At 38.4% G+C, this 21,481-nt stretch carries 21 protein-coding genes; 10 read left to right on the top strand and 11 right to left on the bottom strand.

The annotated features are described in order from the left end of the window. Positions 1-10: 10 nt before the first annotated feature. Positions 11-1,738, bottom strand: a complete 1,728-nt coding sequence (locus RIB54_RS01510; RefSeq protein WP_350098967.1) for a DUF1501 domain-containing protein — start codon at positions 1,736-1,738, stop codon at positions 11-13. Between the two features lie 3 nt (positions 1,739-1,741). After that, positions 1,742-3,532, bottom strand: coding sequence for a DUF1800 domain-containing protein (locus RIB54_RS01505; RefSeq protein WP_350098966.1), 1,791 nt, complete (start codon positions 3,530-3,532; stop codon positions 1,742-1,744). Positions 3,533-3,672: 140 nt separating this feature from the next. Here RIB54_RS01505 and RIB54_RS01500 point away from each other — a divergent pair, with 140 nt between their 5' ends. Next, positions 3,673-4,527: a hydroxymethylglutaryl-CoA lyase-like TIM-barrel protein gene (locus tag RIB54_RS01500; protein ID WP_350098965.1), complete on the top strand. Its 855-nt coding sequence runs from the start codon at positions 3,673-3,675 to the stop codon at positions 4,525-4,527. 65 nt (positions 4,528-4,592) lie between these two features. Continuing rightward, a complete protein-coding gene (locus RIB54_RS01495; RefSeq protein WP_350098964.1) occupies positions 4,593-5,231 on the top strand; it encodes a tetratricopeptide repeat protein in 639 nt (212 codons plus the stop codon). Positions 5,232-5,234: 3 nt separating this feature from the next. Here the strand turns inward: RIB54_RS01495 and RIB54_RS01490 are convergent, their stop codons facing one another. The 6 genes from RIB54_RS01490 to RIB54_RS01465 are packed head-to-tail and all read right to left on the bottom strand — an operon-like array spanning position 5,235 to position 10,979. Beyond that, a complete protein-coding gene (locus tag RIB54_RS01490) occupies positions 5,235-6,278 on the bottom strand; it encodes a DnaJ domain-containing protein (protein ID WP_350098963.1) in 1,044 nt (347 codons plus the stop codon). After that, a complete protein-coding gene (gene dprA / locus RIB54_RS01485) occupies positions 6,275-7,387 on the bottom strand; it encodes a DNA-processing protein DprA (protein WP_350098962.1) in 1,113 nt (370 codons plus the stop codon). Before dprA ends, RIB54_RS01490 begins: the two co-directional genes overlap by 4 nt. A gap of 12 nt (positions 7,388-7,399) precedes the next feature. Continuing rightward, positions 7,400-7,738, bottom strand: coding sequence for a MerR family transcriptional regulator (locus tag RIB54_RS01480; protein ID WP_350063259.1), 339 nt, complete (start codon positions 7,736-7,738; stop codon positions 7,400-7,402). A gap of 2 nt (positions 7,739-7,740) precedes the next feature. Continuing rightward, positions 7,741-8,973 carry a CapA family protein gene (locus tag RIB54_RS01475; RefSeq protein ID WP_350063258.1) on the bottom strand — a complete coding sequence of 411 codons (1,233 nt, stop codon included), beginning with the start codon at positions 8,971-8,973 and terminating at the stop codon, positions 7,741-7,743. A 14-nt stretch (positions 8,974-8,987) separates the two neighbouring features. Then, positions 8,988-9,962: a M23 family metallopeptidase gene (locus tag RIB54_RS01470; RefSeq protein ID WP_350098961.1), complete on the bottom strand. Its 975-nt coding sequence runs from the start codon at positions 9,960-9,962 to the stop codon at positions 8,988-8,990. 30 nt (positions 9,963-9,992) lie between these two features. Beyond that, positions 9,993-10,979, bottom strand: a complete 987-nt coding sequence (locus RIB54_RS01465) for a M23 family metallopeptidase (RefSeq protein WP_350063256.1) — start codon at positions 10,977-10,979, stop codon at positions 9,993-9,995. Positions 10,980-11,141: 162 nt separating this feature from the next. On the opposite strand from RIB54_RS01465, the gene alaS reads away from it, so the two are divergent. The 5 genes from alaS (at position 11,142) to RIB54_RS01440 (ending at position 17,559) form a co-directional block, all read left to right on the top strand. Next, positions 11,142-13,757, top strand: coding sequence for an alanine--tRNA ligase (alaS, locus tag RIB54_RS01460; protein WP_350098960.1), 2,616 nt, complete (start codon positions 11,142-11,144; stop codon positions 13,755-13,757). Positions 13,758-13,784: 27 nt separating this feature from the next. Next, a complete protein-coding gene (gene gatB, locus RIB54_RS01455) occupies positions 13,785-15,239 on the top strand; it encodes an Asp-tRNA(Asn)/Glu-tRNA(Gln) amidotransferase subunit GatB (RefSeq protein WP_350098959.1) in 1,455 nt (484 codons plus the stop codon). Positions 15,240-15,254: 15 nt separating this feature from the next. Beyond that, positions 15,255-16,394, top strand: coding sequence for a redoxin domain-containing protein (locus RIB54_RS01450; protein ID WP_350063253.1), 1,140 nt, complete (start codon positions 15,255-15,257; stop codon positions 16,392-16,394). Between the two features lie 121 nt (positions 16,395-16,515). Continuing rightward, the gene (locus RIB54_RS01445; RefSeq protein WP_350063252.1) at positions 16,516-16,947 is read left to right on the top strand and encodes a hypothetical protein; all 432 of its coding nucleotides are present in this window, start codon (positions 16,516-16,518) and stop codon (positions 16,945-16,947) included. Between the two features lie 192 nt (positions 16,948-17,139). After that, complete coding sequence (locus RIB54_RS01440) at positions 17,140-17,559, top strand: OmpA family protein (protein WP_350063251.1); 420 nt, start codon at positions 17,140-17,142, stop codon at positions 17,557-17,559. On the opposite strand, the gene RIB54_RS01435 is transcribed toward RIB54_RS01440, so the two are convergent. The 3 genes from RIB54_RS01435 to RIB54_RS01425 form a co-directional block, all read right to left on the bottom strand. Beyond that, positions 17,560-17,979, bottom strand: a complete 420-nt coding sequence (locus RIB54_RS01435) for a VOC family protein (protein ID WP_350063250.1) — start codon at positions 17,977-17,979, stop codon at positions 17,560-17,562. After that, entirely contained in the window at positions 17,976-18,497 is a 522-nt protein-coding gene (locus RIB54_RS01430; RefSeq protein WP_350063249.1) for a DUF4199 domain-containing protein, read from the bottom strand. The genes RIB54_RS01435 and RIB54_RS01430 overlap by 4 nt, the downstream gene beginning before the upstream one ends. An 85-nt stretch (positions 18,498-18,582) precedes the next feature. Further along, complete coding sequence (locus RIB54_RS01425) at positions 18,583-19,002, bottom strand: response regulator transcription factor (RefSeq protein ID WP_350063248.1); 420 nt, start codon at positions 19,000-19,002, stop codon at positions 18,583-18,585. A 72-nt stretch (positions 19,003-19,074) separates the two neighbouring features. On the opposite strand from RIB54_RS01425, the gene RIB54_RS01420 reads away from it, so the two are divergent. The 3 genes from RIB54_RS01420 to RIB54_RS22390 all read left to right on the top strand — a co-directional run. Then, positions 19,075-20,907, top strand: a complete 1,833-nt coding sequence (locus RIB54_RS01420) for a DEAD/DEAH box helicase (protein WP_350098958.1) — start codon at positions 19,075-19,077, stop codon at positions 20,905-20,907. A gap of 122 nt (positions 20,908-21,029) precedes the next feature. After that, positions 21,030-21,221 (top strand): cold-shock protein, encoded by a 192-nt coding sequence (locus RIB54_RS01415; protein ID WP_155179601.1) that lies wholly within the window; start codon positions 21,030-21,032, stop codon positions 21,219-21,221. Positions 21,222-21,329: 108 nt separating this feature from the next. Then, positions 21,330-21,481 (top strand): transposase-like zinc-binding domain-containing protein (locus RIB54_RS22390; protein ID WP_502879589.1); only part of this gene is annotated, 152 nt, incomplete at its 3' end.

Genomic DNA, 21,481 nt, shown 5'->3' with positions numbered 1-21,481 from the left:
TTTAACCATGTCAGTAACTTACTATTAATTTTTTAGTCTGTTTTAATAAGCCTGATTCTATTTTACAAATATAAAATCCAGGTTTAATATTACTTAAATCTATTTTAACGTCATGATCACCTACCGATCTGCGCTCATCCATTAAAGTGGCAACTTGCTTACCATCAGCATTTAGCAACATAATCTTAACATTATTCTCTGTGTTAATCTTAAAGTTAATATTAACAAAATCTTTAGCAGGATTTGGATAAAGGTCATTTAAATTAAACCTATCATTAAAAAAACCTTCAGTACTGGTTATTTGCTCAACAGTTACTGGTAGAGGCTCGTAACTTCCACCTTCTTCTTTAGGTCCATCTATGAAATTTCCAAAAAGAATGTCATTTTGAATTACACTCTCATCTACTTGCATCCAGTCTTTAAGAATATTGGCATAAACCTGTCTGTAGTCATATTGCATATCAACATTCCCACGACCATTATTTAAATCCTGATTAGTACCAAATACCCCGGGTCTAACGCCTTTGCCAAACAACATCATTGGTCCCCCTGTACCGTGGTCAGTACCGAAACTACCGTTTGAATCGATTCTTCTGCCGAACTCTGATGTTGTGATGGTCAAGACTCTGTCTTCCAAGCCTCGCGCCCTTAAATCAGCCTGAAAGGCCTGCATGGCGCTACTGATATGGTAAAGTTTTGTGGCGTGAGCACCCATTGTAGGGTCGTAGCTTTCGACTTGTTCAGCATGGGTGTCAAATCCACCAATTCTTGCCAAAAACACTTTCGTCTTAACACCTTGTCCTGCACCGCCTCCATCCAAAAGTCTGGCTATCAATTGCAATTGAGAGGTGAGTGGGTTTCTTAAACTACTGACTGGCGCATTAAACGGATAGTTTTCAGGATAAGTCACACTTGAGGGGCTAGATGCATCGTAGACCTCAAACAGTCTTGCTGCATAATCTACAGATTTTTCTTCTAACCCTAATATCCAGTTAAGTTCTTTACCATACGGTGTATTATCAAGATTGGTAGGTGGTTTGCCTCTTGGGTCAATCAATTGATCGTCAAAACCTTCCAGGTCATCTACTAAATTGGCAAAAGTATCAGGTGTGCCAGCCAATGAAATGGATGTTGGAATATTGCCTTCCTGATGGAAAACAAGGGATACATCACTGCCTAACTCAATGGCCAGCGGGTCTGGGTTATCAGCATTAGGGAAGTCATCCGGATATATTTCAGGTGCAATACAACTTTGCAAATAGCGGCCCACCCAACCAGAAGAATAGTAATCATCAGGACCACCACCCATATGCCATATGTCCCTGCCTCTGAAGTGGCTGCCATTATTATTAGGGTAAGATACACCTTGTACTATGGCCATCCTTCCTCTGTCATAAAGGTCCTTAGCTCCAAGCATATCGGGGTGTAAGCCGACCTGATCTGCCAAGGGCATTGTGCTGTCTAGCGGAATATATTTTCTGACACTATTCTTTGCAGGAATGGCTATATTGGCCCTTCTGCTATAATAAAGCTCATACTGGTCAACGGGAATGATAGTATTTAAACCATCATTACCACCATGCATTTGTAGTATGATAATTACCCTATCGTTCGTGCTTGTTTCAGCTAATTTCAGAAAATGACTGTGTTCTGCCATCACCCTGATAGGAATGCTGTTGAGGGAAAACCCTGCGCCAGCAGCTAAAGGCAATTTCTTTAAAAAGGATCTTCTTTTCATAGCTTAAAACAGTTGGTTTTCTGGTGACTGCAACATGGCATTAAACAGGCGTTTCAAATATTCTCCAATCTCCAAGTAATTGGCCGAATTGGCATATAAAGATTCCCACTCTACAATGGCGATATCTACTTCAGCCTCGTAATCTGCAAAGCCAAGAAAAGACTGGAGGAAGAACCTTAAGCGTTCCTTTGTCAACTCCCCACCATCAACATCATAACTAAGATTATCGGCCATTGTAAATACATAGGCAGCAAGATCAATGACCAATTGACGGGCATCGCCTGCATTAGCAGCAAAATTGACATTTACGAAAGCGTAAGGGTCTATATAAATCCTATCTTCTGATGGATTTAAAATTTGCCTAATGAAGTTATAGCGCTGTGTTAAGTAATTAGTTGAAATCCAATTTCTATTATATACCGGAAACTGGTGGTAAGCCGAATAGCCCGCAACTTCAAATGGTTCATAGAAATTCATCCCCATGCTGTCCATAGAGCTCAAGAGCTGTCCTGTTTCGTTATAAAAACCTTCAAGGTCACCAGTGTAAGATGGTAACTCGTAGTTAAAGAAACTTAATGTGCCAAGTACCAATTCCAATGGCGATTTTATGATACCACCAAATTTATCATCTTCAATGCCGGCAACGGCTTCATAGAAGTGTTCACTGGCAAATAACTCTTCAAGTACCATTTGAACCTTATAATCATTATTGATCAGGGTTTGTGCCATTTCGGCAATGATGGTATTGTCTATTTCAGGAGTAATTTCATAATACACGTAGAAGCGATATAGCTTTCTGCATAAATGTTTTGCCGTTTCTTCTTTGGTGTATATTAACTCAATAAGTTGGCTAATCTCATCCAAAATACTTTCTTCGGTTGGTTGGCCACCATTGAGCAGAGCAGGATCAGCAGTAATCTGGGTATTATCAAATCTTGGGCTGAAGGTTTTTAGCACTACATTATTTTCATGGGCAGTTGCAATATTGCCTCCTTTAATGACACCTCGCGGCAAATTTGTGTAAGGGTCGATGTTTACAAAATCATCATCAATATCAAACCCCGTCAGTACATTAGCTGCTGCCCTTACATCTTGTTCTGTAAAATTGATATAGTCACCAGGTTCTGGTATGTCTGGCAAATTACCTTCAAGTCCACGACCAATAGTATATAACTCCAGCATTTCACGGGCATAATTCTCGTTAGGACTGCCTTTAACATTGAGGTTGCCATCCAGGAATTTGAGCATGGCGTTATCAACACTTATCTTTTTGGTGAGTTCTTTAATATTCAGAACTAAAGTATCATTTTCAGGAAGCCCTGTGTCTTCATTGACTATCTGTACATCAACATCATTTTTATCAAACGCAAATAACCTGAATAAGGCATTTTGAAAATAGGTTGCCCTACTATCATCTACCTTGGTCATTATGGTGGTGAAATAGGTGTGGTAGAAAAATACCACCTTCTCTCTGGTCTTGTATGATAATTTTGAACTATCATCCACATCAACACCAAGACATTGACCAATCATCCATTGCTTCAGGAAATCCTGCAATTCATTATCACCACTATTGGCATCGGTAACTCCAGAAATCCACTCTTGACCCGTTTCAGTATCCACTGGCAGAGGAGGGTCTGGTAAATTGTCTAAGAAAAGTGATGGTATTGCTTGCTGTGGCGTCATAGCCGCCAGCATATCGATGCTTGCTTTATTAGCACTGAAGGTTGCTCTCCTTAATAGATGAGCAGCTTTTTTCGTTCCTAACGTACCTGTAAAAGGAGCTAAAGGCATAATTTTTCTAATTAAAGCATTAAACTAAGTTTTTTTGAATGAAAAATTCAAGGAAGTAGATGAATGGTTTGTTAAATCGACCAATGAGGGATTTTTGCCTTTTATGGTACGGATAGATAGCTTTGCTTCAAACGAAGCATATGAAAATAATCGACTGCCCTCGTGATGCCATGCAGGGCATACATGAATTTATCCCAACAGAAAAGAAGATTGAATATATTAATCAATTGCTCAAAGTTGGTTTTGATACTATAGATTTTGGAAGTTTTGTGTCGCCCAAAGCCATTCCTCAATTAAAAGATACAGTTGAGGTGCTTGAAAATCTTGATCTGGACTCAACCAAATCTAAACTTTTAGCGATTGTAGCCAACACTAGAGGAGCTGAGGATGCTGTTAAACATGAAGCCATTACCTATTTGGGTTTCCCGTTCTCTATTTCTGAAACCTTTCAGCAGCGAAATACCAATAAAAGCATTGTTGAAGCCCTTAATACTTTAAATGAAATACAGGAGTTGTGTGTAAAACATAATAAGGTTTTGGTCACTTATATTTCCATGGGCTTTGGTAATCCTTATGGCGACCCTTTTGATGTTGACGTAGTGGCCAAGTTTACAGATATTATTTCTTCATTAGGCATTAGTATTATTTCACTGGCTGATACCATTGGCGTATCGAATGATGAGAATATTACCTATTTATATACTAACTTAATTAAGGCATATCCTCATGTTGAGTTTGGAGCGCATTTGCATTCTAATCCTGCCACGGCACTTGATAAAATAAAATCAGCTTATAAAGCAGGATGTAAAAGATTTGATGGAGCCATTAGAGGTTTTGGCGGTTGCCCCATGGCAAAAGATGACCTGACCGGGAACATCGCAACGGAGTTGATCGTTTCCTATTTACAAGGTCAGGGTCTTGATTTGGGAATTAATCAACTGGAAATGGATAATTCAATTATAGCATCTGGGGCTATTTTTGATCATTATCATTAATATAGAATAATATAATATTCGGCATTATTTTCGCTTATAAATGAAAATTCAAAAAGGAAGTAAAAATGTTAAAATACACATTAGCTAGTTTAATACTAGTAACATCAGCAATTACAGCGTTTAGCCAGACCGCTAAAGAGTATACCGAACAGGGCATAGCCATGTATGAGAAAAGAGAGTATATGCAGGCCATTATCAATTATAATTTGGCAATTGATAAAGATGCTAATTATGCACAGGCCTATTACATGCGTGGAAGGGTAAAAGAGGAGTTTGATGATATTCATGGTGCCATGAAGGACTTTAGTACAGCCATTGAAAAGAATAAGAAGTTTGATGAAGCTTACTTTGCAAGAGGTGTTATCAAATTTGAACTTCAGGATTATTATGGAGCAATAGCAGATTTCACTTCAAGTATTGAGATTAACCCTAATAACTTAAATGCCTATTATAAAAGAGGTCAGGCTAAACATCAGCTTGACGCTTATCAGGATGCAATTTCTGACTGTACACAAATCATAGAGCTTAATCCCAAAAGTATAGATGCATACTACTTAAGGGGGATTTTAAGATTGGAATTTGGCCAGCTTAAAGAAGGTTGCCTTGATTTAAGCAAGGCAGGTGAACTTGGTGATGTCAAAGCATATGATCTCATTCGTGAAAAGTGCAACCAGCGCGTTTTTTCAGGGGATGGAGGCTATTAAAGATTAGAGACAGACAAATTCAATGATTTTGGAAGCCAATGGATAATTTAATTCATTGGCTTTTTTTATTGAATTACAAGCTTGTACGCTGTCGCCAAGTGTCAACTCACTTAGGCCTTTGTAGTAATGTCCCGGGCCACTATTTGGGTAATTCTCAATGAGCATATTAAAAGCAGATATAGCCTCTTCATGCTTCCTGTTTTTTTGCAAGCACCAGGCCTTGCCAAAAATAGCTTCTTCACTTACAATCCTTTTATTCAAGATGCCGTCAAACTTAACAAGAGCGCTATCAAATTCATTTAGATAGAAAGCTTCCAACAGTCCTATATTAAGGTTGATGCTATCTTCATTATATCCGGTATCTAAAGATTTTAAAAAATTGACTTTAGACAATTCAGCCTGACCATCTGCCTTCATGGCTTTTGCCTTAATGAAGAATAGCTCTGCTCTTTCCTTATTGTCCTTGGTGTATTCAAGGCCTTTGTCGGCATATTGTATGGCTCGAAGTGGAAGGTTAAGATCATTGAGGCACAGTCTGGATAACTGAATGCTTGCCTTTCCAGATTTAGAACTGAAGAACTTTATTGCCCTTTGATATTCCCGTGCGGCATCTGCATAGTTATGCTGGTTTTGAAATTTCAAACCCTCTTCATAAGCATAGCTCCCTGAGTAATAGGAGAGTGCTATGGGACCACCAATGCAAAGGCATAGTAAACCAACAACAAAAAGAGCCCCATACAACTTTACCCTTTTACTATATTCATACTTTATGTTGCTATAGCTTGGTCTTGCTTCATGATAATGTGGAAATTGATGAAGTTTAAAGGGACTAGGAGTAATAATAGATCTTAATTTTTCATCATATAAGTCCTTTTTACTGCTATCTGATAAGATACGGTTGGCCTCGTTTACTCTTTTAAATACATCTTCCTTGCCAGGATTTCTATCCGGATGATATTTTTTTGCCAGCAGCCGATAGGCTTTTTTTACTTCATCGATTGAAGCGAAATTGTCTAGCCCCAACGTTCGATAGTAATTATCTATCATTTGTTAATTGCCAGTTTGAACTTCTTACCGGGTAGTGAAATTACTAACCCTTTAAATTCTAAATTTAACAGAATAGATGCGAGCTGACTCACCGACAGTGATGTTTTCCAACTCAGATTGTCGATCATCATTCCATCAACATGTTCAACAAGTGCATTGACAATTGTTAGCTCATCTTCATTAAGTTCTGAAAGATCAGGCAGCTTGTTGCCTGCCTCAGGGTTATTTGCCTCCCAATTCATGATATACTCAATATCCTTTCCTGAGTTAATTAAATGCGCCTTATTAGAGCGAATTAAATTGTTACAGCCTAAAGAAAATTCTGAGTTCACATTCCCCGGAACTGCAAACACATCCTTATTATAGCTATTGGCAATTTCAGCAGTAATCAAAGCACCACCTTTTGCAGCAGCCTCAACCACTACTATTGCATCGGCCATGCCAGCAATTATACGATTACGTGCAGGAAATTTCGGTGCATCTGGTTTAGCATCTAAGGGGTTTTCTGAAATAAGGGCACCATGCTCAATCATTTTATTTGCCGTGTCTCTATGTATGGCTGGGTATATTACGTTTACCCCGCTGGCCAATACACCAATAGTGGACAGGTTGTGTTTTAATGCTGATTTGTGAGCGTGTATGTCTATTCCATAGGCCAGGCCACTAACTATTACAGGATTATGAGGTGCTAAATGCTCAATAATATGCTCAGTAATCTCTTTACCATAAGCAGTAGCTTTTCGGGTACCAACAATAGAGACTATTTTGTTCGAATTGAGATCAGCAGCTCCTTTGTAATATAAGAGACTTGGCGCATCATTGATGTGATTTAGTCGTTTGGGGAATGCTTTGTCAGTATGCAGTAATATCTGAACGCCTTCTTTATCACATTTATTGAGTTCTACTTCAGCCCTTTTCATAGGAATATCCTTTGAAATAGAATCTGCAGTGAAAGCACCTATCCCGGGGATTTTGAGAAGCTTGCTTTTAGGCGTTTTGAAAACGGCTTCAGCCGAGCCACAATAGCTAACCAGTTGTTTTACTAGCATATGGCCAATACCCGGAATAAAATTGAGCGCTAGTTGTGCCAACCTATCCTGACCTGCCAAAACATTAAGTTTTTAAGAGATGTTCTTTTTAAGCTCTTGAAGGAAGGATTTGACCTTTGTCAATGAATCTATCATCTCCATTTTGTCTTTTACCTGATCTGAGTTGCTTCGCAGCATGTCCTTGGCACCTTGAAGGGTAAATCCTCTTTCTTTCACCAAGTGGTAGATGATCTTAACATTTTCGATATCCTCTTTGGTGAACTGCCTGTTGCCTTTGCGGTTCTTTTTTGGTTTAATGAGGTCAAACTCAGTTTCCCAAAAACGAATTAAAGAAGTAGCCACATTAAACATACCCGCCACTTCTCCAATGGCGTAATATTTCTTTTCAATGGTTTTTTCTTTGTAAGGCATATTTAGTTTTGAAGATAGGTAATTCTTCCACTTTCGTCAATGTTTACCGGCACTTCGGGAAAATCTTTTTTTGTTAACTCAATTATTTTCCTAATTACCCTTTTCTGACTATCGATTGATGGACCACCAGAACCAAGTTGTATAATAGGAGTGATGTCGGCAAACAGAAACTCACCAGTAGCATTGGTACTCACCTTTATAATAGGTGCGAGTCCATTGTCTCCTCTCAGGTTAAATCGTGCATAAGTGCAGAAATTCCCTAAACTGTAGGCAATAAAGCGTTTCTTATAAACTTCTACTGCCCGTGTTACGTGCGGCCCATGACCAAACACAACATCAGCACCGGCATCTATCACAGTATGGGCGAACTTGTAAACATCACCTCTGTTTTCACCATAGAAGTACTCGTTTTTGCGCAAGACATTTTGATAATTACTTCCTTCAGCGCCTCCATGGAATGATACAATTACAATATCAGATATTGAATCAAGATGGGTAATAATCTCTTTAGCGTTATTTAAATCATTAATACTTACAGTCCCCGTGTTGGGTGCAAAAGCTGCAAACCCATACTTCATTCCATCAATCATGAAAGTAGTGTAAGGTTGTCTTAGCTGCCCTGCGTGGTTGATTTTTAATGAATCCAGAACCTTCATCGTGTTTTTTCTTCCAGACTCACCAAAGTCACCTGCATGATTATTGGCGGTACTCATTACATCAAATCCTGCATCGACAATGTTACTCATGAGCCTTTCAGGAGATCGGAATATATAGCAAATTTTGGGATCCTTGCAGTACTTAGCATCACCGCCTTTGTCTAAAATTACACCTTCCAAATTACCGAATGTTACATCAGCATCTTTAAGTACGCCATTCACATCACTCCACAAATCTTTGCCATTATTTGCGGGCAGGTATGTGGCATCTGGGTAATTAGTGCCCATCATTATATCACCAACACCTATTATAGATACAGTGTCTTTCAGGAGTCTATAGACTTTAATCTCAACAGAATCCGGAATAACCACTACAGGTTCTTTAATTACAGAATCAATTTCTACAATGACAGTGTCCTGAATTTCTGTCTTAAGGGGTGGTTGCTGCGTTGTGGTTTTTTGTGCAACCTTACAGGAGGCGGCACTTCCAATTATAATCAGTACAAAAAATACTTTCTTCAGAATAAGGACAATAGATTCTTGTTCTGAAGACGTCAAAGATTCAGTTACTTTATGCATTAAAATTCCTGCAATTAATCTAAAGGAATGGTTTCTTGCTGAGATATCTCGATAAGTTTTTCATACTCATCATTATCAAGATCTCGCTGGAAGAAGTTTATCGGATTGATTGGCTTGTAGTTGAATAGCACCTCATAGTGTAGGTGGGGAGCTTCAGATCTGCCTGTGCTTCCTACATATCCAATTACTTGTCCTCTTTTTACACTTTCTCCACGTTCAACAATATAATTTGTTAAGTGGGCATAGCGCGTTTGATATCCATAACCATGATTTACAAACAAGACATTCCCATAAGTGCTTGAACGATAAGATGCCGTAATAATACCATCGCCAGTTGCATAAACAGGCGTACCAGTAGGAGCGGTGAAATCTAAACCTTCATGCTCACTCCAGGTTTTCAAGATAGGATGGAAGCGTCTACCAAATGTAGTATGAAGTCTCGTTAGCTCTTTATTGTTGATGGGTTGAATAGCAGGCCTCGAAGCCCACATTTTTTCTTTTTCTATTAACAGGTCAGAGATTTGATCATATGACTTGCTCTGAATGTAAAGTTTCTTTCTTAGGTTATCAATTCGCTGGTAAGTACCAATAATAAGCTCTGAGTCTTCCAATTCCTGCTCTAATAGACGCTCATATTTATTGTGACCACCAACACCACCTTCCCTTATGGTTGCGGGAATGGCGTCAGTATCAAGAATTACCCTGTAGATATTATCATCTTTAAATTGTAGCTCATCAATACTTGCATATGCATTATTGAGGTTATTATTTAAAATGTTCCATTCCAGTTTTAGTTTGCTGTTTTCAGAACGCAGGTTAGATTCTTTTACTGGGGTGAAATTTGCTCTATACACATAAATCAATCCCAGAGCCATAATAAGAGATACAGTAAGAAAGCCTGCTACGTTGAGCACCATCGCACTTCTTGAAACCTTGATGGGTTCATATTTGCAAGTCTCTGTGTCGTAGTAATACCTTATTTTCGCCATGTGCTAAAAATGTAAATTCAGTTTAAAAAATTAGTCAAAAGATTGATTTTCGCGAGACGCCAATTCAATCAGTTTACTATAGTCATGGTTATTTACTCCGTTCATTATATAATTGATGGGGTCTAATTTAACGCCATCTTTTATAATTTCATAATGAACGTGTGGGGCTGTCGATCCTCCGCTACTTCCAACTTCCCCGATAACCATTCCTCTTGTTACAACATCGCCAACTTTAAGATTTACTTTGCTCAGGTGAGCGTACTTTGTGACATAGCCAAAGCCATGATCAATTTCTATATAATTCCCATAGCCTGTTTCCAGCTCGCTATTGGTTTTTATCATTTTTACTTTGCCGTTACCCGTGGCATATACCTCAGACCCCCTGGTGGCAGCGAAGTCAATGCCTTCGTGCATTACCCGTGCTTTGTGAAATGGGTTTATTCTATTGCCAAACCCGGACACAAGTTGTGTTAGGTTTGGATTGTGGATAGGCTGAATCGTTGGAATGGCTTTTAGTAGTTCTTCATTGTTTTTGGCAAGATTCATTATCTCGTCAAATGACTGATTAACTATTCGTGCCTTTTTCTTCAGTTTATCAACGCTCCTTTTGGTATTTAAAACCAGTTTTTCATTTTGCAAACCTTCCTCCAATATATCCCTATATAAGTCTGCACCGCCACTACCAGCCTGTAATACAGTTGGTGATAAAGGTTCAGCTTCGTAAATCTTTCTGTAAATGTTATTATCCCTTTCAGTAAGGGCGGCAATCACCTGATCTACTTCTTCCATTTCAGTTTCAAGTGCGCTGTAGTGCTTTTTGAGCTCTTTGTTTTCTTTTTTCAATTGAGCTTCAACCGGGGTTTCAAAATAGGTATTGTACGCAAGCACCAGGCTGATAGCCATAACCAAAGCAACCGCTAAAAACCCAAGGAAATTAAGTGTTACGTCTGATTTTGTGACTTTTGCTCGCTCGTATCGGCAGGTTTCTGTATCGTAGTAATATTTTATTCGCGCCATTAATATTGTAAGCTAAAAACTACTATTTTTGTGCTCTTTGAATCATTAAGTTTAAAAAAGTTGCGCATATCAGTTGATTTTATACCTCTGACTAACCGCAATATATCATTTTTCTCTGAAAAATACATAAGGTTGCAAATTTATCATTTTTTTTCATAATCCATGGATTCTAAGTCAGTTAGACAAAAATTTCTAAACTTCTTCATTAACAAAAATCACCAGATAGTAGACTCGGCTCCGCTGGTAAATAAGAATGACCCCACTTTGATGTTTACCAATGCCGGTATGAATCAATTTAAGGACTTTTTTCTTGGCAATGAAGAACCCAAAAACAAGCGCGTGGCAGATACCCAGAAATGTCTGAGGGTATCAGGAAAACATAATGACCTTGAAGAGGTTGGTTTGGACACCTACCACCATACTATGTTTGAGATGCTGGGCAACTGGTCTTTTGGTGATTATTTTAAGAAAGAGGCCATTGAATGGGCCTGGGAGCTGCTTACAGTGGAGTTTAAGTTGCCTAAAGACAGGTTATACGTATCTGTTTTTGGTGGCGATGAGGGCGATAACTTAGAAGTGGATCAGGAAGCTTTTGACCTATGGGCCAACATTGTTGACAAAGACCGGATTATTTTCGGATCAAAGAAGGATAACTTCTGGGAAATGGGCGATACAGGTCCCTGTGGACCATGTTCAGAAATACACATTGACCTCAGGTCAGACCAAGAGGTGGCTGAAATTCTCGGGAAGGACCTTGTGAATAATGATCACCCTCAAGTTGTTGAGATCTGGAATTTGGTATTTATGGAGTTTAACAGACAAGCTTCAGGCAAACTGGTAAACTTACCTGCCAAACATGTAGATACCGGGATGGGCTTTGAGCGTCTTTGCATGGCTATCCAGAAAAAGAAGTCCAACTATGACACAGATGTCTTTACCCCTTTAATTGCTTGTTTGGCTGAAAAGGCCAATGTGAAATATGGTGTTAATGAGCAAACTGATATTGCCCTAAGAGTTATTTCAGACCATGTAAGGGCCATTGCATTTGCTGTAGCTGATGGTCAGTTGCCTTCAAATACAGGTGCTGGTTATGTCATCAGAAGGATATTGAGAAGAGCGGTTCGCTACGGATTTACCTTTTTGAATTTTAAAGAGCCGTTTATCTATGAACTGGTTGATATTCTGGATCAGCAAATGGGGGAGGTTTTTAATGAGTTAAGGGTGCAAAAGGACTTTGTGAAGAGAGTGATAGAGCAGGAAGAGCATGCTTTCCTTAAAACGCTTGATAAAGGATTGAAAAAGTTGGAAGGTATTAAGTCAGAACTGGCTGATGTTAAAGATAAAGTGATATCTGGTTCTTTGGCATTTGAATTATATGATACTTATGGCTTTCCTTTTGATTTAACATCTCTAATTGCAAGAGAAAATGGCCTTTATGTAGATGAAAAGGGTTTTGCTGAGGAAATGCAAAAGCAAAAGAACAGATCCAAAGCTGATGCTGTAAAAGAAACTGGCGACTGGACAGTACTTAAAAAAAAGAATAAGGTCGAATTCGTTGGTTATGATCAACTGGAAGCAGAATCTTCAATAATTCAATACAGAATCATTAAACAGAAAGGGAAAGAGGTTTATCAGATTGTATTGGATAAAACGCCTTTTTATGCTGAAAGCGGTGGTCAGGTTGGTGATAATGGTTATTTAGAATCTGATTCTGAAAGATTAAAAGTGCTTGATACAAAGAAGGAGAATGACCTGATCGTTCATTTGGTGGAGAAGTTACCCACTAATGTGGAGTCAAAGTTCACTGCGCAAGTAAATGGCAGTAAGCGTAAAATGACCATGAACAATCATACTGCCACGCATTTGCTCCACCATGCGTTAAGATCAGTATTGGGTGCGCATGTCGAGCAGAAAGGGTCTTTGGTTAATGAAAAGATATTGAGGTTTGACTTCTCACACTTCCAAAAAATGACAGACGAAGAAATTGGATCTGTTGAGAAGATGGTAAATGTTATGATCAGGGAGAATCTGCAATTGGATGAAAGAAGAAATATGCCAATTGATGAAGCTAAGAGCCTAGGGGCGATGGCTCTTTTTGGTGAAAAGTACGGAGATCAGGTACGTGTTATCAAATTTGGTGAGTCAGTAGAGCTTTGTGGTGGTACACACGTGCAAGCCACTGGTAATATTGGCTACTTCAAAATAATATCAGAAAGCTCAATTGCTGCCGGTGTAAGAAGGATAGAGGCTATTTCTGCTGATGCTGCAGAGGAGTTTATTAATGAGCAACTTCATTTATTAGATGAGGTCAAAAGCCTTTTGAAAAGTCCTGCAGATGTAAAAACTTCTATTCAACAGTTGGTTGAGGAGAAGAACCAGCTTGAAAAAGAGATATCAGCACTACACGCTGGGCAAACACAAAACCTTAAAAAGGAGATTTTAGCTTCAAAAGAAGTCAATGGAAGCATTACTAAGATTATCAAGAAGGTATCACTTCCTAATGCAGATGCATTAAAGCAATTATCATTCGAATTGAAGAATGAACTTAATAATCTGTTTCTAGTTCTGGCCGCTGACATTCAGGGCAAACCTCAGATTGCCGTTACTATAAGCGAAAACCTTGTGAAAGATAAAGGTTTAAATGCAGGTAATATTGTTAGAGAGTTGGCTAAGGAAATACAAGGTGGTGGTGGTGGTCAGCCTTTCTATGCTACGGCAGGTGGAAAAGATATTAGCGGATTGGAACGCGTAGTTGAAAAGGCACTGAATATAGTTTAGTATTGTAGGCCTAGGTAGTACTGAAAAATGAAAAAAGAGATTAGGGACAAGTATGAGGTTGTAATTGGTTTGGAAATCCATGCCCAACTATCCACGGCATCAAAAATATATTACTCAGACTCCACCGAGTTTGGAAATGCACCTAATACCAATATCAGTGCAATAGCACTTGGGCATCCCGGCACTTTGCCTATTCTAAATAAGAAGGTTGTAGAATATGCCATAAAAATGGGTTTGGCCTGCAACTGTGATATTACAAGAGAAATGATTTTTGATAGAAAGAACTATTTCTATCCAGATCTTCCAAAAGGATATCAGATAACCCAGGATAGAACGCCAATATGTGTTGGAGGTGAAATACCCATCAACCTTAAAGAAGGCGGAGAAAGGGCAATAAAACTTAATAGAATTCACATTGAAGAAGATGCGGGTAAATCGATGCATTTGGCCGGAGAGGCCGACACTTTGGTAGATTATAATAGGGCAGGCGTTCCTTTAATTGAGATTGTTACCGAGCCTGTAATCAAGGATGCCTATGAGGCGCAGACCGTGCTAAGCGAAATAAGGAAACTTGTACGTTACCTTGAAATCTGTGATGGTAATATGGAAGAAGGCTCCATGCGGTGTGATGTTAACATTTCAGTAAGAACTGTTGGCGCTAAAGAGCTAGGCAAAAAGGCCGAGGTAAAGAATCTTAATTCCATAAGAAATGTACAGAGAGCTATTGATTTTGAAACGAAGCGTCAAATAGAAGCACTTGAGGCAGGAGAGGAAATAGATTCTGAAACCCGGAATTTTGATGATGTTACCGGCATCACCACTGGAATGAGGACAAAAGAAGCTTTGAATGACTACAGGTATTTTCCTGACCCTGATTTAAGTCCGGTTCATGTTTCTGAAGAGTGGTTAAACAGCATCAAAAGTACGATGCCAGCGTTGCCTCGTGAGCTTTATCATAAGTACATCAAAGAATATGGTCTGCCAGAGTTGGATGCGCTGGTACTAACAGATACTAAGGAGCTAGCCACATATTTTGAAGAATTATCTTCAATCACAAAAAATTATAAAGCATCATCAAACTGGATGATGGGGCCTGTTAAGTCATACCTTAACGATTCATCTATTAAGATTGAAGATTTTACTTTAAGTCCGAACAGATTAGCCGAATTGATAAAACTGGTTGAAGATAATAAGGTTAGTTTTTCAGCCGCTTCACAAAAACTATTTGCAGCTTTAGTAGCTGAAGAAAGTAAATCTGCTTTACATCTGGCTGAGGAAATGAACCTGATGCAGGACAGTGATACTGATACGCTAGGGGAATTGGCCGATGCTATTGTAGCAGAATTTCCAGATAAGGTTTTGGCATATCAGAAAGGACATAAGGGACTTTTAGGTATGTTTATGGGCGAATTGATGAAACGCAGTAACGGAAAAGCTGACCCTAAGGTGGCTAACGAACTATTAAGACAGAAGCTGGGTTAAAAAACAAATAAACTGATGACGAAAGCAATGCTAAGAATTATTTTAGGTTTAGTAATTATTACAAGTTGCACCTCAGGCAATGGTTCTGTACAAGTTGAAAATGGAATCAATATTTCAGGTACAGTAGGGTTCCCTCAAACTGGTGATATCCTTATTGAGGAGTATGTAGGTAATCAGCCTCAGCCATTTGATACATTAAAGCTGGACGAGAATTATAAGTACAGCAAGAATGTCAATATTGAAAGACCTGGATATTACAGACTTAATTTTTACAATAAGCAATTTGTTAACCTGATTTTGAATGAAGATGATGTAGTGGTTAATGTTGATGGCAATGAAAGAGGCGGATTTGTAGAAATTAGCGGATCTAAGGACCATGATTTTATAGAAATGGTACAGCAAATGAATGCTGAATTCCAATCTTCACCGCAAGTAGCCGAAATCAATAATAGATTTGGATTGGCCAACAGTCAACAGGATGCAGCAGCCATAAATACCATTAGGGATGAGTATATGGAGCTTGACAGTGAGTTTAAAAAGCAGATAGCTGCTAAAATTGACTCTGCTGGAGCTTCTTTAGGGGTTATAGAAATACTAAAATCCGGAAGGTTCTTAGATAAAGACCAGTTTCAGGATACCTATCATAAAATAGCTGAAGAAGCCAAAACCGAGCTATCTAATTCTACTGTTGCCATGGACTTTGTCAATGAAGTAGAGGCCAGCAAGAACTTAGCCATTGGTATGGTTGCCCCTGATATTGCATTACCTAACCCTGATGGAGAAATAGTAGCGCTATCATCACTGAGAGGAAAATATGTATTGGTCGATTTCTGGGCCAAATGGTGCGGACCTTGCCGAAAGGAAAATCCTAATGTGGTAAAAGCTTACAATAGGTTTAACGCTAAAGGATTTGAAGTCTATGGTGTATCCCTTGACAGGAGAAGAGAAGACTGGTTGCAAGCCATAGAGCAAGATGGCTTGCACTGGACTCAAGTGTCTGATCTTAAATACTGGAACAGCGAGGCAGCCAAAACTTATAACATAAAGGCCATTCCTTTCGCCTTATTGCTAGACCCTGATGGAGTAATCATTGGCAAAAACCTAAGAGGTAGAGAGCTTGAAAGAAAGCTAGAGGAGATTTTTGGGGAGAGTTAGAGACTGTAATAGTTTTGATAGAAAAGTTGATAGAACTTAGTATACAAATTATTGGTGATCATCGTGGTAAAATGGTCAGGCTGCAGTTATAAACTAAGGGTGTAAATACAGCTTAAAGCTCATGAGAATATTATTTTTCTTCATTTTGGCACTTACTGTTGGCTATTATGGTGCTTTTGGTCAAGATGATCAGAAAATGATGAGAAGAGATGCCATTTCTAAGCTTGGCAGTTCTATTAATTATCCCAAATTACCTAACTTTTACATTGTTGATAGTGTTGTACTAATTTCAGAAAGTCAGGCTTCGAAACATGGTTTTTTTAAAAAATCGAAGCATGTTTCATTAGTGGCTAGCTCAAAGGAAAGACATATTTGGTATTTTGAAACCAAAATGATCTTCATTTACAATGATGTTCAGCTTGATTGTACCACAATAATGGATTTGACTTCTTACAAACATTTAAAAGTAAAAACTCTTTCCTCAGATCGATTGAGAAGAAAGTATGGTTTAACAAGTGAAAAAGGTGCTTTTTTCATTGTATGTAAAGAATAACCTCCGCTGGTACTCGTTACAAACGAGCGCTAGTTCAGTATTTTAATTTTCCCCGGCCTTGTTTCGTGTCCTCATGAAACATTTAAAATAACCAAGGAATGGTAAGTAAAGACACTTACCATTGGCTATAATTTACGATCATTTTTAAGCTATATTCTGAACCTCACAATATAGTCATGCGTTATTTATCGCATGACAAGAAGCTTACTGTCCACCTTGCTTTTTATCACCTTGCTTTCAGCTCCTGCCTTATCACAGAAGACAGATTCTCTTATTAGAAAAAGTATATTTTTTGGTGGTGGTAGTTATTACGTAGATGAGTACCAGAGCATTGAGCTTCAGGATTTTATTCTAAATGTTGAAAAACTGGAGAATTACGAGATCGTTCTATTTAGCCATACCGACAATATAGGAGGGAAGGAGTATAACGAATGGCTCTCTTTTATGCGAAGCACGGCAGTGCAGGACAAGTTAATAGAAATAGGAATTGCCGAGGAGATGATGGAGATCAAAAACTTCGGAATGAATAATCCTTTGTACCGCAACAGCTCCTATAATGGTAGGCACATGAATAGACGCGTTGACGTCATCCTTGTGCCCATAGTGTTTTAATTACTTTGTGGTCTGGCCTTCGTACATGTCAGTAAAAACCTTATCTATAGGCTCCCAGAGCTCAATTTTATTTCCTTCAGGATCAATGATATGAACAAACTTTCCATATTCGTAGGTTTCAATTTCATCTAACACAGTTACCCCATTCTTTTTAAAATCTGCCACCAACCCTTCTAAGTTTTCAACTCTGTAGTTGATCATAAACTCTTTCTGTGAAGGCTCAAAGTATTTTGTTTTGACATCAAAAGGACTCCACTGAAGGTATCCTTTAGAATCCGGGTTGTCTGAATCTCTGAATTCAAACAGTGATCCATATTCGTTAGTCAAAAGACCTAAATTCTTACTGTACCATTCTTTCATTTTTGCAGGATCTTCTGCTTTAAAGAATATCCCACCAATACCCGTTACTTTTTTACTCATGATCTTGAAGTTTTAAATTGGAAATATGATGCTGATAAAATTGAGATAATAAGACCTATGACAAACACTGTGATAAACATTATTGCGAATTGCATGCCTACACTGTCCCACATAGCCATATCAGCCTGAAATTGTGTCTGAGCCGCTTCAAATTCTTGTACACTCAGTGAAGCCTTCATCTTTTCTAACTGGTAAGCACCGTAGTTATCAAGAAAATCAGGATAAAGCCACTTGTAGTAAATGATACTGTAGATGCCGAATGCAATAGAAGGAAACGCTGATATGGCCGATCCAATGCCCAGATATTTCATGAATGAGCTCTTGCCTTGTTTAATATGATATTCCCTGATGCCTAGAAATACAAAAACCAGGCATAGCATGATACCACCATACCCGAGTAATTCATCGCGGTCAAAGTCAATACCCTCAGGAAGTCCGAAAATCAAATAAGCCACTACCTGGATACCCATTATAATAGCTATAGATCTTAATCCATTTTTAACGATAATGTTTTTCATAGTTTTTTTATTCAAATGAAGTGATTTAGCCCAGAACACGGCTCATACTTTAGTATGAAATGTTCAAATTCAGCCTTTTGTACTACTACTTTATAATTCCATATTCCTTTGCTTTTTTAATAGCCTCAGTTCTGCGTTTAGCCTCCAACTTGGAAAGCAGATTAGACACATGGGTTTTTACTGTGCTTTCTGATACAAACAACTTATCGGCAATTTCGATATTAGAAAAGCCCTCGGCCATAACAGTCAGCACCTCCATTTCACGACTGCTAATTTGTAAAAGCTGAATTTTTCGTTCATTCGGAGCAAACTCATCTTTCAGATAGCTGGTTTTGGTTATGATGTACTTTCTAAGTACGAAGCCGAATGCTACTAAGCCAACTGCAGCTATGGCGACAAGAAACTCTGAATAATAGCTTCGATTTGAAATAGAATAATTACTCAACTCTAGCAATATCCCAAGTAAAAGGGCCAGCAGTCCGAACCGAAGAATAATCTTAAACACAGAATAATTTTTTGATCAATAAAATCAATTTTTGATAATAATAAAATATTGTAATCACTTTATGAGGTAGATATGAAAATTACTTTTAGCTTCTCGTTTTTATTAATGCTACCTTTGCAGTTCATTAATAATTATTATCTATTGACAAATTTTTCAGAATTAGGACTTTCTGCATCTTTGCTACAAGTCCTTCCTGAGCTGAATTTAATTGAACCTTCAAAAATTCAGCAGCAGGCAATACCCATCTTAATCAAAGAAAAAACACGAGATTTTATTGGATTAGCACAAACAGGTACGGGCAAAACAGCGGCATTTGGACTGCCTTTGCTAGATGCTATAAATGTTGATTTAAAAGAAACCCAAGCTTTGGTTTTGGCCCCTACACGTGAATTAGGGCAGCAGATTGCACAACAGATACAAGCGTTTTCAAAATACATGAAAGGCGTTAGAGTACAGGTTGTTTATGGTGGAGCATCTATTGTTCCACAGATGAAAGCGTTAAAAAATACACCACACATTGTTATTGCAACACCAGGTAGATTGCTCGACCTTATTAATAGAAAGGCAATTAACCTATCAGGCATCAGACATGTAGTATTTGATGAAGCTGATGAAATGTTAAACATGGGCTTCAGGGAAGATATTGATACTATCTTGTCTTTCACCCAGGGACAGAAGTCTACATGGTTGTTTTCAGCAACTATGGCTCCTGAGATCAAGCACATTGTAAACAAATACATGGATAACCCTAACGAAGTACGCATAGACAGCGGAAATGTGGTTAACCAGAATATTGAACACAAATATTTTATTGCCAGTGCCAGAGATAAAATAGAGGTGATGAAACGGATTATTGAGCTTGAGCCCGATATGCGTGGCATTGTCTTTTGCAGAACAAAGTTGGACACACAGAACCTTGCGCAGCAACTTCAGGCCAAAGGGTTGCCTGTAGACGCCATTCATGGTGATTTATCCCAGAGCCAAAGAGATCAGGTGATGAAACGTTTTAAAAACCATTCATTGGAGTTTCTGATTGCTACTGACGTTGCAGCAAGAGGTATAGATGTGAATGACCTAACACACGTGGTGCATTACAGCATGCCTGATGACTTGGAATATTATACACATAGAAGTGGTAGAACTGGCCGTGCTGGCAAAAAGGGTATTTCTATTTCCATAGTAAATAGCAGGGAGCAGAGTAAAATCAGGCACCTTGAGAAAAAACTTAAGTTAAGCTTTTCTCCTTATGTATTGCCTGAGGCCGTGCATGTTGAAAACAAGAAGCTTGTAGAATGGGCAAATAAGCTTGTGGCTACAGAAGTTGACAAAAAGGCCATCAGTGAGCATATGGAAGATGTCCATTTGATTTTGGCTCAACTGACTAAAGAGCAGATGATTGAGAAACTAGTGGCGTGGGAGATTACGGAACTGGGCATAAACAAAAACAGCAATTTTGATAGTTCTGGTGGAGGATTTGGAGACAAGGGAGATAGAAGTGACCGAGGTCGATCTTCCGATAGAGTTGAAAGCAAGAATGACCGTTATTTTGTCAACTTAGGGAACATTGATGGCATCAACAAAAGAGAATTAGCAGATTTTGTTGCAGAAACCTCTGGCTTGGATAAAAAGCTAATTGAAGGCGTAATCATAGAAGATAGAAGATCATATTTTGAATTAGAGAAAGGTCATGCAAAAACTATAAACACTGCATTTGCAGGTCTATTTGTTAATGACAGAGAGATTAGGGTAAACCTGGATAGGCCAAAGTCAGGAAATGATAGGTCTGGTAGAAGAGGAGGCAGAGATGGTCGTAGACCTTCATCATCACAAGGTGGAGGTTACAAAGGTAACTTTAAACCCAAAGGTGGTAAGGGTGGTGGCGGACGTAGAGGTGGAAGACGCTAATAGGCCAACCCCAAACAGTTAATATTTTGGTATAATACCGATAACATAAAAATAAAATACGCTTGATAGCTAAAATGAATTTATTTTAGTTACGTTTGCGACAATATTTACAAATTTTAATAATGAAAGAAGGAACAGTAAAATTTTTTAACGATTCAAAAGGATATGGTTTCGTTAAAGACTCAGAAGACAGTAAAGAATATTTCGTTCACGTATCTGGTCTAATTGACGAGGTTAGAGAAAATGACGAAGTTACTTTCGAACTTGAAGAAGGTAGAAAAGGGTTAAACGCAGTTAACGTTAAGTTAGCTTAATTTATATCTGATTAACTATTGAGAGTCTCGGCCTTTGGCTGAGACTCTTTTTTTTTGATATAATGGACAAAAATGGTTGGTAAAATCCTTGTAACTCACAGATAATCAATAGGATATGCATGGTTCATTGAAAATCGTTTCAATGAGCTTTTTTTTGTATATGAAAAGTGCAAAAAAAGATGTTGGGCTTGTGGCCATTTAGATGCTATTAAATGGTCAAAACGAAATGGAAAACAGAGATACAAGTGCAAAAACTGCGG

Source organism: Fulvivirga sp. (assembly GCF_040218215.1).
Lineage (GTDB): Bacteria > Bacteroidota > Bacteroidia > Cytophagales > Cyclobacteriaceae > Fulvivirga.
Note: the sequence above shows the minus strand (reverse complement) of the source record. Positions and strands in the feature narration are given on the sequence as shown.